This is a genomic window from Methylocella tundrae, from assembly GCF_901905185.1.
Classification (GTDB): domain Bacteria; phylum Pseudomonadota; class Alphaproteobacteria; order Rhizobiales; family Beijerinckiaceae; genus Methylocapsa; species Methylocapsa tundrae.
Genome location: NZ_CABFMQ020000013.1, coordinates 70,993 through 87,952, shown reverse-complemented (window position 1 = coordinate 87,952; position 16,960 = coordinate 70,993). Strand labels below are relative to the sequence as shown.

The 16,960-nt window shown below is 63.3% G+C and carries 16 protein-coding genes; 8 read left to right on the top strand and 8 right to left on the bottom strand.

What is annotated here, in order from left to right; genetic code table 11:
• Positions 1-70 precede the first annotated feature (70 nt).
• Complete coding sequence (locus MPC4_RS03430; RefSeq protein WP_210253588.1) at positions 71-1,180, top strand: hypothetical protein; 1,110 nt, start codon at positions 71-73, stop codon at positions 1,178-1,180.
• A complete protein-coding gene (locus MPC4_RS03425; protein WP_174511289.1) occupies positions 1,161-1,727 on the top strand; it encodes a hypothetical protein in 567 nt (188 codons plus the stop codon). Before MPC4_RS03430 ends, MPC4_RS03425 begins: the two co-directional genes overlap by 20 nt.
• Before the next feature lie 384 nt (positions 1,728-2,111).
• On the opposite strand, the gene MPC4_RS03420 is transcribed toward MPC4_RS03425, so the two are convergent.
• From MPC4_RS03420 to MPC4_RS03385, 8 genes are all read right to left on the bottom strand, one after another.
• On the bottom strand, positions 2,112-2,423 hold the full coding sequence (locus MPC4_RS03420; RefSeq protein WP_174511288.1) for a hypothetical protein: 312 nt from the start codon (positions 2,421-2,423) through the stop codon (positions 2,112-2,114).
• Between the two features lie 66 nt (positions 2,424-2,489).
• On the bottom strand, positions 2,490-3,050 hold the full coding sequence (locus tag MPC4_RS03415; RefSeq protein ID WP_174511287.1) for a hypothetical protein: 561 nt from the start codon (positions 3,048-3,050) through the stop codon (positions 2,490-2,492).
• A 4-nt stretch (positions 3,051-3,054) separates the two neighbouring features.
• Entirely contained in the window at positions 3,055-5,418 is a 2,364-nt protein-coding gene (locus tag MPC4_RS03410) for a DotA/TraY family protein (RefSeq protein WP_174511286.1), read from the bottom strand.
• 120 nt (positions 5,419-5,538) lie between these two features.
• A complete protein-coding gene (locus tag MPC4_RS03405; protein WP_174511285.1) occupies positions 5,539-7,131 on the bottom strand; it encodes a hypothetical protein in 1,593 nt (530 codons plus the stop codon).
• Positions 7,132-7,161: 30 nt separating this feature from the next.
• The gene (locus MPC4_RS03400) at positions 7,162-8,331 is read right to left on the bottom strand and encodes a hypothetical protein (protein WP_174511284.1); all 1,170 of its coding nucleotides are present in this window, start codon (positions 8,329-8,331) and stop codon (positions 7,162-7,164) included.
• A gap of 10 nt (positions 8,332-8,341) precedes the next feature.
• Complete coding sequence (locus MPC4_RS03395; RefSeq protein ID WP_174511283.1) at positions 8,342-8,890, bottom strand: hypothetical protein; 549 nt, start codon at positions 8,888-8,890, stop codon at positions 8,342-8,344.
• Positions 8,887-9,363: a hypothetical protein gene (locus tag MPC4_RS03390; RefSeq protein WP_174511282.1), complete on the bottom strand. Its 477-nt coding sequence runs from the start codon at positions 9,361-9,363 to the stop codon at positions 8,887-8,889. Before MPC4_RS03390 ends, MPC4_RS03395 begins: the two co-directional genes overlap by 4 nt.
• Before the next feature lie 61 nt (positions 9,364-9,424).
• Positions 9,425-9,580 carry a hypothetical protein gene (locus tag MPC4_RS03385; protein ID WP_210253587.1) on the bottom strand — a complete coding sequence of 52 codons (156 nt, stop codon included), beginning with the start codon at positions 9,578-9,580 and terminating at the stop codon, positions 9,425-9,427.
• Between the two features lie 543 nt (positions 9,581-10,123).
• Here MPC4_RS03385 and MPC4_RS03380 point away from each other — a divergent pair.
• The 6 genes from MPC4_RS03380 to MPC4_RS03355 all read left to right on the top strand — a co-directional run bounded on the left by MPC4_RS03380 (position 10,124) and on the right by MPC4_RS03355 (position 16,949).
• Complete coding sequence (locus MPC4_RS03380; protein WP_210253586.1) at positions 10,124-10,519, top strand: helix-turn-helix domain-containing protein; 396 nt, start codon at positions 10,124-10,126, stop codon at positions 10,517-10,519.
• A 114-nt stretch (positions 10,520-10,633) separates the two neighbouring features.
• Positions 10,634-11,767 carry a GcrA family cell cycle regulator gene (locus MPC4_RS03375; RefSeq protein WP_174511280.1) on the top strand — a complete coding sequence of 378 codons (1,134 nt, stop codon included), beginning with the start codon at positions 10,634-10,636 and terminating at the stop codon, positions 11,765-11,767.
• Positions 11,768-12,459: 692 nt separating this feature from the next.
• Positions 12,460-13,089, top strand: a complete 630-nt coding sequence (locus tag MPC4_RS03370; protein WP_174511279.1) for a DotI/IcmL/TraM family protein — start codon at positions 12,460-12,462, stop codon at positions 13,087-13,089.
• A gap of 16 nt (positions 13,090-13,105) precedes the next feature.
• Positions 13,106-14,035 (top strand): DotH/IcmK family type IV secretion protein, encoded by a 930-nt coding sequence (locus MPC4_RS03365; RefSeq protein ID WP_174511278.1) that lies wholly within the window; start codon positions 13,106-13,108, stop codon positions 14,033-14,035.
• Between the two features lies 1 nt (position 14,036).
• A complete protein-coding gene (locus tag MPC4_RS03360) occupies positions 14,037-15,269 on the top strand; it encodes a DotG/IcmE/VirB10 family type IV secretion system protein (protein ID WP_174511277.1) in 1,233 nt (410 codons plus the stop codon).
• A 162-nt stretch (positions 15,270-15,431) separates the two neighbouring features.
• On the top strand, positions 15,432-16,949 hold the full coding sequence (locus MPC4_RS03355) for a hypothetical protein (RefSeq protein ID WP_174511276.1): 1,518 nt from the start codon (positions 15,432-15,434) through the stop codon (positions 16,947-16,949).
• Positions 16,950-16,960 lie beyond the last annotated feature (11 nt).

The following is a 16,960-nucleotide window of genomic DNA, read 5'->3' as shown; positions in this document are numbered from 1 at the left end:
AACGAAGGCGGTTCTTCATTCGCGCGGAGCCTCTGTAGCCTGTCGGGATAGGCAAGAGGAGGTTTCATTAATGCGCAATATGGTTTCTTTCGCGGCGATCGCAGGCGTGCTCGGCATTTTCGCCCCGGCCGTTGCCGGCGAGGCTCCCCGCTGTGCGGTGAAGATCGCGCCGCAGTTTATCAAGGTTGCGGATGAGGGCGCGGCGGCGCCGAAGGCTCCTGCAGTCGGAGAGACGGAAGGCGCTGGCGTTCTCACAGCGCCGGCGGATCTCGACAAGATTTCCATTCTGAAGCACATCGCCGGTTCGGGGGCCAACATTCTCGATCTTGGATCCGCGCACGGGTTGCGCAGCATCAGCGCGCGCCGGGGCGAGCAATTCATGGTGTTGCAGATCGCCCCGGATGGAGAAGCCGCGATCTCGGGTCCGCAACTGGATCTGTCGATATCGAAGTTGCTGTCCGTCGCCGGCAGTCAGGTGACGGAGCTCGGGGAGGCGCACGGCCTGCGCGGGATCTTCTTGCGAAACGGGCAGGAGTTTCAAGTGCTCTACGCGACGCCGGATGGCCAGGCGACGATGGCCGGCGTCATGTGGGATGCGACTGGAAAGAACCTCACGCGCGAGCAGGTCGCAGGGATCGAGGGGGTCGCGCCGACGGCGGTCATCGGCAAGGATGCGGGCGCCGCTTCGGCGGAGGGCGCCAGCCACTCGGCGCTTGAAACGGTCCAGGAGACATCGTTCGGGACATTGGGAGACGACGGCGCGGCGCGGCTGTGGCTCTTCGTCGATCCGCTCTGCTCTTATTCGGTGAGAGTATTGCAGGATCTGAAGCCGTTTGTGGAGCAGCATCGCGTTCAACTGGCGATAATTCCGGTGTCGGTGCTGGATTATGAAGATCAAGGGCAAAGCACGCCGGCGGCGTTGGCCCTTTTGAGCAAAGCCTCCGGCGAGATGGCGACGGCGTGGGAGCATCAAGACTTTCGGTCTCTCGGGACCACCGAAGCCGCCGCCAGGCTCCGGACGAACATGGGCGCGGCGCAATCGATCGGCCTGCGGGGAACTCCCACAATGATCTGGCGGAAGTCTGACGGGTCGGAGGGGCGGGCGGACGGGCTGCCTTCCGATTGGAAAGACCTTATCGCGTCAATTGCGGAGGGGTCCCATGCCGCCGCTGAGCGATAAACAGAAAGATGGACCGGCCGAGGCGTCCGCGCCGGCCCGGAAAAAGAAAGGCCTCGTCGGCAATCTCTGGGGCGGAACAGTATGGCTGGTGAGCGCGCCGCTGCGGCTCCTTCCGCGGGCGGAGATCGGCCGGAACGCGGCGCTGATCCGCAATTTGTTCGAGACGGTGAAGCGGCGGCCGGGCCGCCGTGGCGGCATCGAGATTGAGGACGACCGGTCGTTCGATCTGGCGGCGACGGCGTTTTTTCAGGGCATTTCGGTAAGCCGGCTCGAGGTCTTGCTGGAGCAGCGGCGGCGCGCAACGGCGCGCCTTGCGTACATTTCGTTCGCGCTCGGCTGGCTCGCCTTCGCGGGCTGGGCGTACAGATTGGCGGGGGCGCAATGGAGCGACGCGTCAGCTGTTGTCGCGTTGGAGTTTGCGCCGGTCTGCGCGGCATTCTTTCTATTCGCCTTTAAGAATGCCCTGGAAAACTATCAGATGAGAACCCGGCGGCTTGCGACGGCGGCCGAATATTTGCGGACGCGGGAGCCGTTCTGGCCGAGATAAATTTCCCCGCTTCGAGGAAAAGGAAAGGCGGCGCTCTCCGGAGGCGCCGCCTTTTGTCGGTTGCCAGATATCGTGAGACTGGCTTCGTTGATTTGTTTCGAGTTTGCTTTTGGTCCGCCAGATACCTTGGTTGGCTTCGCCAGAAGAAATGCGACGACGCGCCAACTTTGCGAGATAAAATGCGAGTGCGCGCCAAATTGGGCAAAGGTTGCGTGCCAGCGTTCGGACGGGCATCGCTCTCCTATAAACCGGTCAAAGCCCTGATGATTTTCAGGCCAGTCGCACGATAGGTGGCAAACCAGCCTTTCGTCACTCGCATTTATAGTGGCGGATTCGCATCTTATTTGGCAACCGACACCTTTTTTCATGAGCTTGGGCGAGGCGTCAAAACGTGCCCGGAGGGGCGATCGCGCTACCGCCGCTTGCCCCGGTCGCCCAGGGGGCGTGCTCGTAATCGGGGCGGTCGGCGCCGGTCGACGGCTCGTCCGGCTTCACGATTGTTCCCTGGCGGTCATAGACCGGGGGCGTCCATGTGGCGTTGGATGAGCCATAGTCGGCATGGGGGCCATAATAGAAACTTTTGATCGGTGGCGGCGCAGGTGCGTTGTAGCTGTTGGCGGCCCGGACGTTCGGCGAGGCGCAGCCGGCGAGGATGCCCGCGCAGGCGATCAATGGGAGGGTGTGGAAGAGGTTCATGATGGGCTCCTTTGCGAAGTCCATCATGTTTGAGGCGGGCGCGAATGCGATGTTGCTTTGGCGCGCCTAGGCGGAGAGCGCTTTCACCAGGTAGCGGTAGCGCTGATATTGCTCGCCGGAGTAACCGGGGAACCGCTCTCCCCGCGACATGCTCTCAGCTTCCTTGTCGGCGAGGCGCTTGAGCTCCTGAAACTCGGGCCATTCCGCCTTGCCTGCTTTTTCAGCTTCGCGCAAGATTTGTAGCGTGCCGAGGAGGCTGTAAAGATTGCCGCGGTCTTTGGTATGAGCCTTGCGCTCCTGAGAAAGGCTATCTCTCAACTGCGCGATGGTATGGTCGCACTGCCGGATTACCGCTTCGCGGTCGGCGAGCAGCATCTTCGCCTCATCGAGTTCGGCGTCGAGGCGCTGGGAGGTTTTGCGCCAACTCACGCCCGCCGCGTAATTATGGTCCGCGGCTTCTCCCGCTTGCTGCGCCGCTGCATGGAGGCTGTCGATATAGGACTGGTCAACCTGGACGGTGCGACGTCCGAAAACGAGATCCGTAGCTCTTTGATTGAGCCGCGCTCTTTCTTCCGCCCATTGTCCGAGTTTGTACCAAACCAAATTGCTTGAGCTCGCGCCCAACATGATTTCACCCCTCCTGAGCTGGCGCGGAGCCGGATACGCCCGTCGTTGCCTGAAGCGTCGTGTCCATATGTCCTGTTTGGCTGCTCGTCGTTCCGCTGGTGGATGAGGTCCCGCCGGAAGGATTGCCGAGAAGCTTTTGCCCTGAATATCCTAGCTGATTTTGGCCGGATTGTCCCGCTTGGCTTAATTGTTTGGGGGTGACTCCTCTATTAATCGTTGCCAGGGCATCGCCCGTTCCGATGTAAGCGGCGTCGCGCTGGAATTGATCCATATCGACGCGATTGGCCGAGGAGAAGCCGATGAGCTTGGGCAGATGATGCGGGATCAGCGAAATCAGCTGGAAAGACATCAGGGCCGAGATGACATGGGTCAGCACGAAAATGGCGAGTAGGACAAATAGTCCCAGCCAGTTCGTGACCAGCCAGCCGTTGCCGAGGACGAAGCCGGCGGCGATGCCGAAGCTCATGCGGATCAGCCATGACATCGAGGTGAAGACGAAATAACCGAGGAAAAGCCCCAGCAGCATGAGGGTCGGCCGAAACAGGACGTTGAAAATCAATTCGTAGCCCGCGAGGCCGCGGCCGTGGAGCCCTTCGCCCTCGAACGTCATATGGGCGAGCATCCAGAGCGGGACGGCGACCACGGCCTCGCAGACGAGGATCAGATAGCCGGCGACGCCTGCGATCCACATAACCCAGGGGATCATCGGCAGGACGAAGGCGATCGTGAGGCCAGGGATGAGCAGCGCCAGAGCCGCGGTGAAGACCAGCGGCCCGACGAATTGCATAATAGCGTTTGCGGCGACGGTCAGCGCCGCGGCGCCCCAATTGAGGGTGAGAAGATTGAATGCGGCGGCGGCGGCCGTGCCGGTGGTGGAGGAGGCGACGGCGGCAAGGCCCAGCGCCGTCATGGCGACGAGAATCAGTTCGTTGCCGAGGGCGACGAGACCGCCGAACGGGTCGCTCCACTGGTTGCCCGTCGGCGTGATCATGCCGACGATGGCAGAGAGCAGCGCCGGCGTGAAGTTGAGGGCGCGGAAGATTTGCTCGATGGTGCTCGACCCGGCGGCGGAATTATTCTGGATGGTCGCGGTGTCGGCGTTGGCCGCGGGGGTCTGCAGCCCGTCCGTCGTTTGCGCGTAGCTTCTCAGCTTGGCGAGGAGCGAGGTCGACGCCGTGAACAGCGGCGCGATGTCGGATTTGAGCGAAGGCGAGAGACCTTCCCAGCTCGGCATATTGACGACGGGCGTTCCGCTCAGAAGCGACAAAGTCAAGCCGTTGAGCCGGGCGAATTCGAGATAATAGGCGGCGGCGGAGGTCCAGCCGAGCGCGGAGAGCTGATTTTCATTTTGAAGGAGACCGACGCTGCCGTCGCGCGCGTTTTGCGAGGACTGCAGCGCGGCGCGGAGAGAGGCCGTGATATTGGTGGCGTCGGCGGTCAACTGCTGCGTGTAGCTTTGCGTCGTGCTCGTGTACAGCGACTGCAAGGGACTGAGGGCCGTTTCGTTTTTGCTTTGCCAATAGTTGGCTGCGATGGTCTGGATGCTCGGGCGGATCGCGGTCAGGATGTTCTGCAGGATTTGCTGCTGCTGGGCGCTCATGTCGATCGAGACGCCGGCGAGATTGGCGCCGCTGTTCAGGGGCTCGGCGATCGTGATCGTGCCGCAGGTGGAGGTTCCGGTTCCGTTGCCGGGCGCCAGGGAATAGGCGTAGGTGATGGAGCCGCCATTGGATGTGGTGACAGTGGTGGCGGTCGGGGCGGGAACGAGGGTCGAGCCCGCGGCCTGATTGATCAGCGCCATGCACAATTCGTCCTGCATGAGATTGAGGACGGTGGTGCTGGTGCCCGGGATTTGCGGCGTCGCGATCACCATGGCGTCGGGGCCGATCGCCTGGACCGCATTGGCGTAGACGGCGGTCGCCATGCCGATGCCCCATTTGGCCGCCTGGACAACGGCGGCCTGGCCGGTCGAGAAGCCGGAGGCGAGGGGGAACATCATGACGCCGGCGAAGCCGAGGCGCACGAGGAATAGCGACGACATGCCGTTCGTCAGAATCTGGGAGGTTTCGGAGACGCGATGGATGTTGATGATCGTCGTGTAGCAGACGTAGGTCATGGCGATGGCCATGACGAAACCGGTGAGCTGGCCGACGATCTGGCCGACGACAGTGGCGGCGGTTCCGGTATTTGTCGGCGGGGTTCCGTTGACCGGGAAGACGCTCTGGATCATCTGCCAGGCCCAGTCATTGCCGGGATCGAGCGCGGCCCAGCTGAGATTGAAGCCTGTGTCGCCGGCGACCTGCGCCAGCGCGTCGCCCGTGATGGCGAAAAGGATCAGGGCGGAAAGAGGGAGAAGAAGGCGCGTCATGGCATCCTCGCGGAATTTGTATTCGTCGAGGATGGCATGCACTGGCGCGAATGAGAGGCGGCTTAAAGGTTGCTCGTGGCGGCCTTTAAGCGCTGAGTGCAACGCTGGGCGTTTCGTCTCTCAAGGTCGGGCGCCTGGGCCGGGCGAAAGGCGCGCGGTCGCCGTTTGGCTGGCGCGGCCGAGGGCGGCGCGAACAGCGTTGATGGCTTTTTCGAGGACTTCTTTGACCTTGTCGGCGGCTTCGTCGATCGCGCTGTTTCCGTCGTTTTTGCCCGGCAGGGAGAGAAACTTCTTCGCGATTTCACCGTCGAGATCGTCGAAGGGTTTGCGCGCTTCCGGCCGCGCCTTCAGGATTTCGCTGATTTCGGCTCTTTGATCGGCATAGATTTCGAGATCGCCGGTGGCTTTATCGTAGGCATTGCGGCTATCTGAGTCTTTTAGAGCGGTCGTAAACTCTTCGCGTAGATTCGCATATTTGCCGCCGGGTCTCATCTCGGCGAGAACTTCGTTCATGCTGACGAGTTTTGCCGCGTCGTTGATCCTGTTAAGGACCTGCGCCATTTCGAGATTTTCCAGGACCTTGTGGGATTTCAAAGCCTGCTGGCCGGTTTCTCTGACGGCGTCGAGCGTAGCGGCGTCCCGCCGCGGGTTCATCCGGGTTTCCTCGAAATTTGCGGATTTGGCGACCAGATTGGCTTGCTGGTTGTCGGATCGCACGTCTTCAGTTTGTTGGGCGTCGGTTTTGACGTCCTCGTCGGGTTTGGGCCTGCGTAACGAGGCGAGCAGCCCGCCGAGAGCTGCGCCGGGCCCGTAAAAAGCGTAGGGGGCGCGGGCACGCTGCTTCTCCGCGGCGGTGGCGCGGGATCCAGATTGAGAGGCGTTTTCGTCAGTCGCCGAAGGTGTTTCCGGAGGGGCGGCGGTGGGGACCGCCCCGAGTTTGGGCGCCGCTGTCGGCTCGGGAGCGGCGCTCGAGGGCGCGGCTGCGGTCTGCGCCGGTTGTATTTCGATTGGGCGGGGAGACGCGGCGACCGGGCGTGTCGCTTGCTCCGACGCGCGATCAGGCTCTGGGGACGAAGGCTGGCGCCCTCCCCCCACCAGAGAGGATCGGCGATCCTCCGGTCCGCCGCGATCGGGCGCGGTCTCCTCGGCCGTGCGGGCGGGCGGCGAGCGATTTTGATTGGCCGCGATCGCCAGATCAAGTTCGCCCTGAATCTGGGCCCTCTCATCATCCGGCAGGAGGGCGCCGTTGCGCAGTTCGGCCTGGAGCTGCTCGATGTGTTCAGCCGGCGAAATACCGGGCTCCCGCGCCGCGTCAGCCGGGGTTTCGACGGGCGCGGGCGCGCCCCTTTCGCCGGCGGAAGTGGGGGCAGGTCGAGAAGCCTCGGCTGTCCGCGCATCGCTTCCGGCGCCGAGATCCGGATTGATCTCTACAGTGCCCTCTGACGGGAACCCGAGGGTCGAGCGGACATTGACCACGAAGTCGGCGCGCTGATCCTCGGGAAGAAAACTCAATCTGTCGGCGAGTTCGTCCTGCAGCTGGCGCGGCGTCTTTCCTTCGGCGGCCGCGGCCGCTATTTTCGCCGTCAGCCCGATCCTGTCGGACAGGATGCGATCGGCCTCCGCGTTTTGGTTGGTTAGATGATGGGGGTCTGGTCCGGCCGGCGGCGCCGGCGGCGAGGCAGTCTGCAAACGGTCATTGTCAGCGTCGGCCATCGTGATGAAATCCTTGCAATATTACTGGCGTCAATTGGACATATTCGGCGTCGGCAGTTCGACGGTCGGCTGGTAGATGTGCTCGGTGGTTGCGGCGAGATGGGCGCCGTTGGCGCTCGCGTTCATCAGATTGACTCGATAGAGCTGCGTCAGCAGATAGTTCGTGGCGGCGAGCTCTTGCGCGATTTCGCGTTCGACGGAGGCAGGCGGCATGGCTTGAAGTTGTGCGGCCCAATTGAGGTCGCTGTAACGCCGGTTGGAGTCGAGCATGATCGCCTGGAGCCAGGAGCCTGTCGTGAGGGGGGTCAGGCCCTCGTTGGTCATCTGCTGCTGCTGCGCGGCGGTGAGCGGGACGGAGGGCGCCTGAACGCCGATTGCATAGTCGAGGACGCTGCGGGCGAGCGACATGCGGGCGTTATATTCGTGGCGCCGGGCCATTGCGTCCCTGCCGATTTCCGAGGTCAGCTGCTCGCCGCGCAGCGCGGCAGGGACGATCGGCTGGGTGAGATTGGTGACGAAGTCGTTGGCGGCGTTGACGCCGGCCTGTCCGTTCAGGGTGCCTGGTCCGAAGAGGCTTGTGGCGCGCTGGTCGGCGTTCGGCGTCTGTGAGAGGGTGCAAAGCCCGGCCGAGGCTTCCGCTTGCGAACAGTAGCGTGAGAGGTGGAGCTGGCTGATCGCCGCCACAGCCTGCGCCTGTCCGAGGTAGGCAGGCGTATTTGGTTCGGCCTCGCCGCGCGGGTCGGCGACGTTTTCGATGGAGTTGGCGACGACATAGGACTGCCCGGCGCCGACGGTGATGGTCTGCCCATTGTCGATAGCGGCGCAATGGTTGGAGTTGACCGTATGCTCGTCCCGGATTTGGGCGTTTCGGAAATCGCGGTTGACGCGCGTGCTGGCGAGCAGGTGCGCGTCGGCGATCTGCTGCACCGCGTCGATCTGGGCTTTGGAGTAATTGGCGTTTTGCGTAAATCCCTGCACGAGCAGCGTCGTTATCGATCCGTTCGTTACGTCGCCGAGGATCCCGGACATCGACGTCAAGGTGCTGCTGATAGTATTCTGGATGGCTTGTACGGCTTGTTGGATTGCTATGCTTGGCCAGTCGACGACCGCCATCTGCGAGACAGCGGGGCCGGAGCCAAAGACCAGCGCTCCGAGGATTGCGCCGGCGGCGGTGGATGCGAGAAGCTGTGTTTTTTTCATGGGTGTGCCCTCAATAGAGGCCGAGTTGGGATGTGAGAGGGTATCCGGTCGGCGCGACGGCGTTGCCGGTGACGGACAGTTTGCCGGTGTTGTTCGCGTCAATGCCGATCGAAGCGATCGCAGGCCCGCCGCCGCCGAAAGTCAGCTTGGGGCATGACAGGCCACCGCCGAGGGTGCTGCCGCCGAGGGTTCCTATCTTGAAACCCGTCAGGGTGATGCCGCATTGCTTGTTGCCCAAGGTCGACGTCCAGACATTCGTGAGCGCGGTGCAAATCTGGTTTTCGATGGCGTTGAGGAGGGTCTGGGGGTTGAGCAGGTTGACGATGACGTTGAGGCCGATGCCGCTGAAGAATTTGTTGAGACAGGTAAGATTTTTTACCGACTGCGGCTGGGCGATGTCGGTATCGTCGGCGGAGACGCGCGCGGCGGCGCCGTTGGCGGCGGATTGGTAGAGCGCTCCGCAAGCCGCGCTGCCCTGGTTGGCGGTTTGAGCGCTCGCGCCGTAGGGGATGACGGCGAGGAGTGCGGCCACGAGGATGGCCGAGCGAAGGCGTTTCATGCGGACTCTCCCTTGTGTTCGGCGGCGACCCATGTGCAGGCGCGGCAAAGCGCCTGGATGCGCCGATCGTCGAGCATGCGGCGAAGAAGTTCGCGACTAGCGAGCCTGTCGAGCGACGACTCGCGTCCGGGCGTCGTCGAGGCGGGCGTCATGAAGAGGCCGGAAAGGAGGGCTCTTGGGTCTTCATTCGGCGTTGCGAACATGCGGTGAAGCAGCGCGATCATTCGGAGGTCGTTGAGTTGACCTGCGATTTTCCGGAAGGACGCTTTGCCCGGGTCTGTCGTCAAAAAATCGGCGACGCGGTGGCGAGAGCTATTCCGTGCTGCGTCGATTGCTTCGCCAAGCGTCATGAGAGCCCTGTCGAGCTTTTGCGTCAGGTCGGAAATCGACGGCGCGTGAGAGGCCGGGCTTTGTCGCGGCTGGTTCGGCTCGTCGATCCAGTTCGCGTCTGTGGGTGGGGTATGGTCGTTCATTGGGACTCCGTAATCGTTTACGGAGCAGGATCGGGCGCGGCGGCGCGAATGCCGATAGGGGTCAGTCGCTTTGTTTGGCCTGGGCAATCGTGACGCCGCGCGCTTCAACGTGGATCCGCAGACCGAGCGGGCGGACAGCTTCGGCCAAGACGATGCTCCAACGCTTGCCGCCCTGCCAGTCGACGAGAGCGTTCTGGTCGGCGCCGGGCCCGTACAAGACTTTTATCCTGGAAGGGACAATCTGGCGCACTGCGAATGCGAGTGGGATCTGGGACCCGAAGCCGCGCGCCACCGAGGGGTTGCCGGGGTGCGGCGTGCGCCGGACTGCGTGTTTGGGCCCTGCGCGGCCGCCGATCGATGCGGTGGCGGAAGTGGTCGTGGGAGCCGATGGCGAAACTGGCGAGGCCGCCGCAGCGGGCGATGTCGGCCCAGCGGCAGTGGGGGTTCCCGGCGCCAGGGCGAAATCTGCCTGGGCCGGCCAACAAAATGTCAGAAAAATTAGCGCGATAGCAGCTCTCCTACGCATTTGCGCCTCCATTGCGAGCGGAAGCATGAGCCCGCGCGGCGCGAATGGGGCGATGAATATCGAGGCTTAGAGTTGCTTGTTGTCCGGCGCGGATCACGGGAGACAACTACGGGTTGCTGCAACCTGACTGGTTTGGTGAATTCTGTGTGAAGCATTTATTGCTGTTTTCCAGTGCAATAGCTTTTGTGACGTCGAGGGGATAAAGCGTCGGACGTGGCTGGGGGCGAATAGAAAATGGTGAAGAAACCAGAAAAAGAGATGACGACGGGCAGCGATAGAGAGCCTGTGCTCGTTGCTCTTGGCGTGCGCGTGCGAGAGTTGCGGACTGCGGCCGGTATGTCGCAGCGGAAATTCGCAGAAGCGGCCGGCGTGTCCCATCCCTATATGGTCACGGTCGAAGCAGGCGTGCCGAACGTGTCTGTCGTGCTTCTAGACAAGATGGCGAAGGTCCTTGGTGTTTCGATTGCCGCATTTTTCGAAACGGGAGATTCGGCGACCAAAAATATGGATCCGGTGCTTTCCAAGATCGCGAGTGAGCTCTATCGGGTGGCTAACGGCTTAGAGTCCCGTAGGGATGCGATAGGCGAGTTGATCGCGGAGCTGGAGAAGAGGCTGGGGAAAAGCGCGTAGGCCTTGGCGAACGCTTCATCCGAAGCAAGTTTGATATTTCTACACCTATCCACTTGACTGGTTTTAGCTATCCATTAAATTTGCTCCGGCTTAACCAATGCCGGGGCGGATCGCGTGTATCTCGAACGTGGCGATGTCAATGAAAGGAGCCTCCCGGCATCATGGCCAGAGGTTGTCCTCAACACCGTCGCGACAGCGTTCGCCTCCCTCGACGTCATCCTCGCCGGCATGGTCGCCGCCGGTCTCGGCGTCGACGCTCTCATTCTTTACCTCGGGCTCTCGCGAACGGCGTTATTCGACCGCATCGCCGCCCTCGGCCTGCCGACGCCGCACGATCGCCCAATGCGCAGGGCGGGCGGGAAATCGCCGTGGACGCCGGATGACGTCCGGCAACTGATCGCGTTGTGGATGGCTGGCGTCCATGTCCGCAGCATCGCCGAATCGCTGGGACGCTCGCGTAGCGCGATATATGGCAAGCGCCGCCGGCTTGGCCTGCCGGTGCGGGACAGGAATTCCCTACATTATAGATCGGTCGACGAGTGCCGCGCGGTGGCGGCGCGATGGGCGCCCACGCACGCCGAAGAATCGGACATTTCGGCCAACCCAGGCGCCGCCCTGTCGGGCCTCGCTGCAGAAATATACAGCGCCCAACCCGGCCCGCCGCCCGCCCGGGCTGTGCTCAGCCAGGAATTCAACCTGTGGGCGCTTGAAGGGGAAACGATCGAGGCGCCACGCGCGTCAACTCTCCTGCCGCCCACGGTTGTATGTCGCAACGAACCGTCGCCGGAAACGATTGACGCTCGCGCGCCGGCGTGGCCCCTTTTCAGCGAGTTGACGCTCTGGCAACCGCCGGTCGCTCCGACGAAGAGGAAAAAGACGAACAGGGTCCGGTTGTCGACGCGCAATTTGACGGAGCCCGAGAAAATCGAGATCGAAAATCGGGGATTGGCGGGACAACGTCCAACCTCGATCGCGCGCGAGATGGAGGTGACGTTCGGTCAGGTCACGTCCTATCTGCGTCGCGCAATGGTCGCCCGCTTCAGAGCGGCGCATGATATCGAGTTGGTTGAATATTACGATCCGGCGGTTGCGCAGGCCAATATACGAAGATTGAGATTGGCGAGAACGGATATTGTTGTTGCGGAAAAACGATTTGGCTCCTTCTGGGCGAAAAGGGGCAGCGGCGAGAAGTGGCCGGAGTGGTTCAAACGAACGAGAGCCTTCATCGACGCCGCCATGGTTTGCTGAAGTGGCGAAGAGCGAAGGCGGCCCATTCCGTTAGGCCTATCGCCAGCGCGATCATGCTTGAAACGCAAAGCCTGATCGCTCGCGCCTCATCGCAAAAGCATTGCACGTCCTTAGGGCGATGTCGTTCGCGTGGCCGCTCCGGCCGACGGATCCACGGTATTGCAAAATCATCTTTTGGAGGGGCCGTGGCGGTGAAGAAAGAGCATTGGCGCGTATTTTGGATGACGCTTTTGGTGTCGGCGCCGCTCACATGGGTTGGCGCCGGCGTATTTTATCGCGCGGAAATCGAAACGCTTCGCGACCGTATCTCTGTTTTGCATGACCATGTTTCTGTTTTGAACGATCATCTGAGATTTGTTCAACAGAATGGAGCGGCGCGATCCTCAGGAGGGTCATCGCGATGCGAGTAAACTGTTGATCGAGGCGGATGCGCTGGAACATGCGCTTAGATTGAAGGACTTGCGAAGCGCGATAGCCAGCGTCGACGGCATAGCGGCTGAACTGGCTCCGCATATTGGAGCGAGGTTAATGAAAATAGTGAGGCCTTTAGCTCTGCGGATTCGTTTTGGGTATTGCGGCCGCGGTAGCGCGGTGCCTGGGGTTGAAGATCTCTTGAGGCCTGGCGGCGATATTCACAACGCAGGCGCATTTTAGCCGGCTGCGTTCGCGCTGGGCGATGCCAGAGTGATGGCATGCAAAACCAGCACGCGGCGATCATGCGAAAATTATCCGATCCTGACTTTCAGGCCTCGCTCGTCAACAAGAGCCTTGGCCTCGTAGTGGGCCTCTCGGTCCTTCTTGCGGCGCTTGTGATGTGCCTTGCATGGATCTGGACGCATCCGCCGACGCCCAAATATTTCATCGTCGACGGCAGAAACCCGCCGCGGGCGATCACGGCGCTCGACAGTCCGATCGTCAGCGACGCGGAGCTGCTGAACTGGACGGTGCGGGCCGTGCTTGCCCCCTATAATGTGAATTATCATGATTATCCGGAAGAGCTCAACACGGCGGGTCGGCGCTTTACCGACAATGGCTGGAAGACCTTCGCGGACAGCTACATCAAGTCCGGCAATTTCGACGCGATGAAAAAGGGGATGCTGCTGTGCTTCGCGCAGGCGCAGCGGTCGGCGGTCATCACTGAATCGAAGATCGTGGGGGACGCCCTGGCCTACCGGATACAGGTGCCGATCGTTCAGACCTGCCAGAACAGCAATCAGATCAACACGCAGAATTTGATGCTGACGGCGCTCGTCTTGCGGACAAACGCGGAAGATCATCTCGACGGGCTGGCGGTCGAGCAGCTTGTCGCCGTCGTCCAGTGACAAAGGAATTTCAAAGATGAGGCTGGCAAAAGTCATTATTGGGTGCGCCGCGCTGTTCGGTTGCCCCTGCATCTGCACGGCCCAACAGACGGTCTCAAGAGTGACCCCGGCTGGGTCGTCCGGCGCCAGCCAGGAGGCGATCCCTTTGACGCCGGGCATGATCCGGGATCTCGGCAAGCGGTTTGGCGATAACAAGAGAGCCCAGGAAGAGGTGATGACGGAAGTCGCCTCGCCGGCGAGCAGGCGCGTGAACGTCGCTTTTACGCCGGGGCAGGCGACGTCGATCATTCAGGTCGTCAAGGGCTATCCGACGGCGGTCTCGTTCTTCGACAAGACGGGCGCGCCGTGGCCGATTGAATGGGACACCAACTCCAATCCGGCCGGGGTCGCCGGCGGAACGAATTGCAACGCCAGTCAGACGGCGGGAGGGCCGGCGGTCGCGGCGGTCGGCTTTTACGTCTGCACGCCTGTCTCGGGCAGCAATGTGCTGGAGATCACGCCGAGCTCTCTGGAACCGCGCGGCGGCCTCCTGGTGACGCTCAAGGGCGCGCCGAAGCCGATCTCCTTTCTCCTGATCGGCGGCGGCCAGACCTATGACGCCGATCTCAGCGTTGAGGTGTCGGAGTGGGGGCCGAACGCGAAGGGGCCGCCGGCGCAGCCGATGGCGCCGGATACGGCCTCGCCGTTTCTGACGTCGATGCTGGCCGGCGTTGCGCCGGCCGAGGCGACGCCTTTGTCGGTCAGCGGCGTGTCGCCGGATGATCTAATGGCCTGGCGGGTCGGCGACCGCGTCGTCATCCGCACGCGCTACACCCTGATCTCGCCGGAATGGATGGCGTCGGAAAATGGCGAGGGCGGGCTGACGGTTTATTCGGTGCCTCCGACGCCAGTCGTGCTGTTGTCGAAGGACGGACAGACCGTATCAGCTTCACTTTCGGAGAATTAAGATGTCGTTTTTGCCGACAAAGACCGGCCTGTTCGCGCGGTTCAGGACGGGGATTTTCAGTGGGGCCGGCCGGGGCGGCCCGGGGCGTCTGATGGCGATCGTCGGGATCGCCGCCGTGATGGTGCTCCTGCTGGTTGCGATCTCCATGATTAACCACCGGGGCACCGTCGAGTCGAAGGTCGCCAGGATGAAGACGATGACGCTGCTGCCGGGCGGCACGCACAGCACGCCGACGCAGGAGGCGCTGCTGGCGCGTCATTCGCAAGCGGAGGCGCTGAAGGCCGAAAAGGAGCAAAAGTCGTATACGCCGCCGATGCCGGGAAGCGTGCCGCTCGTGACGTCTCCGGTCAAAGAGATCGGGGCGGATGCGCCGCTTCCAGCTCCTGTGCAGGTGGCGCGCCTCGAGGAGGTGCATACTGTGGCTCCAAATCCGCCCGCTTATGTGGCGCCGGAGAAGCCCCAGCCGGGCTTGATCGAGAAGGTGAGCGATCCGGCGCCGCAAGACGTTGAGCAGGCGGAGAGGATGGCGTCGAACGATATCTTCAATGCTTATGAGGTTCGGGCGCCGCGCACCGACATCGTGCTGACGACCGCGGCCGTCAAGGCGATGGAGGCGGCGGGATCGCGCGACCTCGATACGACCGGCCGGACTGTCGCGACGCCGGCGGTCGCGGCGCAGACGCCCGTTCTGGTTCCGGCGGGCCGGGGCGTCTATGCGCATACCGTCGTCTCGGTGAATTCCGATACGGGCGGTCCGATTATCCTCGAGGCGGACACTGGCCCGCTGGCGGGCGACCGGATGCTCGGAAGCTTCACGAAGAGCGCGGGGGACCGGCTTGTCGTGCGGGTGACGACGGTGGAGCATCGCGGCAAGTCCATCGATGTCGCCGGGTTAGTCGTCGCGCCTGACTCGATGGAGACTTCGGTGGCGAGCGCGATCGACGAGCACTACGCCGAGCGCTTTATTTTTCCGGCGGCGGCGGCTTTCGTCGAAGGCGTCGGTCAGGCGATGCAGATGGCGAATGCGACGACGACGGTGTCGCCGTTCGGCGGCTCGACGACGCAATATGGGCAACTCAATTTCAAGCAGCAATTGGGGGTGGGCGCGGGAGCGGCCGCACAGAGCATTGGGACGACGCTGCAGCAGTCGGTGCCGAAAGGCCCGACGATCATCCTTGGCTCGAATGTCGGGGTTGGCGTGATGTTTCTCTCGGATGTTCACGCGCCGAAATAGCCTGGCGCGGGGGCGTTCGCGACTTATGATCGTCAAAGTCGCGCGGGAGGCAACAAGTCGGAAAAATCGCGGCCAACGGTCATTGATTTGATCGTTGGCTTTTTCATGCGCCGTTCGCGCGCCGCTGCCTGATGCTGTGGCCTTCAATCAGAGGAGCGGGCCATGACATTGCAATTGGCGAAAGAGCACGTGGGCGCGGGAGCGGCGCTGGCCGAGACGAAGGCGATCGCCCTTCCGGGCGAGGGCGAGGATGAGCCGATGGCGCTGACGGCCCCGCCAGAGGATTGGCGCCCCGCCGTCGAAGGCGGCGGCGCGCAGTCTTTGCGGGAGCGGGTGAACCGGGCGGGCGCCGCCGTGTGGGCGAGTTTTGGCAGGTCGAGCGCCGCGCCGTCCGGGGCATCGGATGGGACGGACGACGGCGCGGCGGCGGCCGCGGTAGAGAACGATGGGGATCGCGGGCCCGGGGCAGCAGGAGCACCGGCGGAGCCGGCATGGAAGAAGCGGGCCGCGTTGTTCGCGGGGGCGTCGTTGATCGCGCTGCTCGTCTTCGGCGCCTTCGTTCTTGCGCCCATTCTCGTGTCTGGTCGTCAGACGGGCCGGAGCCAGGTGGCCGAAACAGGGGTCGGGGCGGCCAATCCGGCGCCGCAGCCGCTGATCGCGCCGTCGGCGGATCTCGCCAGGGTCGGGCGGCCGGAAGGCTCCGGGGAGGCCGTGAGCAAGCCGGCGCCGGCGGGAAGCGGGCCAGACCAGCTCGACGAAATTCTCGCGTTGAAGGCGCCCGAAAAGGGCGTGACGCCGGCCCCGGCGTCGACGGCGCCGACCTCGGCGACGCCCGCGCCTCGAAACGTCGCGAGCCCGGCGACGACAACGCCGGGGCGGGCGGTGAGCGAAGAGAACGAGGCGCGCGCCGATCTGCACCGCGCCGGCGACAAGGTCGCGGGCTCGCCGAAGGAAAGCGAGCCGGAGAAGCCTGTCGCTGAGGCGGCCAAATCGTCCGCCGCGGCGCAGCCGGCGCATGAACCGTCGTCCACCGCGGCGGATCGTCCCTCGGCGCCTGCCGTCGATGTGCGCGTCGCATCGGTCGGGAGGGAGGAGGGGGCTCGGACGGCCGCGTCTGATCCGGCGGCGGCGAAGGCGGCGGCTGCTGACGACGGGAAAAACGAAAGAACGGCTCTCGCGCTGGTGACTGAGCTTGGCGCGCTGCTGCATGACGTTCGCGCCGAAGTCGCAGGGCTCAAAGGGGCGCAGCACGCGTCGGCGGAGGCGACCGAGGCGAGATTGAGCGATTTCGAGCGGCGTCTTTCGCTGGGCGAGGCGCGCCGGGCCATCGACAGCGCGAAGGCGGTCGGGAGCGACCCCGCGGATGAGACCGCTTCGATCGCCCCCAACGCGTCTTTGCCGGCGTCGAAACCGGCCGGAGCGCCAGGGAAAGCGCAGAAAGCGAATGGCGCGAAGACGACTGTCGCGACCGCGCCGGAGCCGGACGCGCGCAAGCGCTATCGCGTGCAGGCGGCCTCGCCGACGCTTGCGATGCTCGCTGAAATCGACCGGACCGGCGACGATGGAGCTCCGTTGCAGATTGGCATCGGGGCTCACGTCCCTGGCTATGGCAAGGTCAAGAGCATCGCCCAGCGGGGAACGTCGTGGGTCGTTGAGACGGAGAGCGGGTCCATTCAGTAGGAGACAATCCG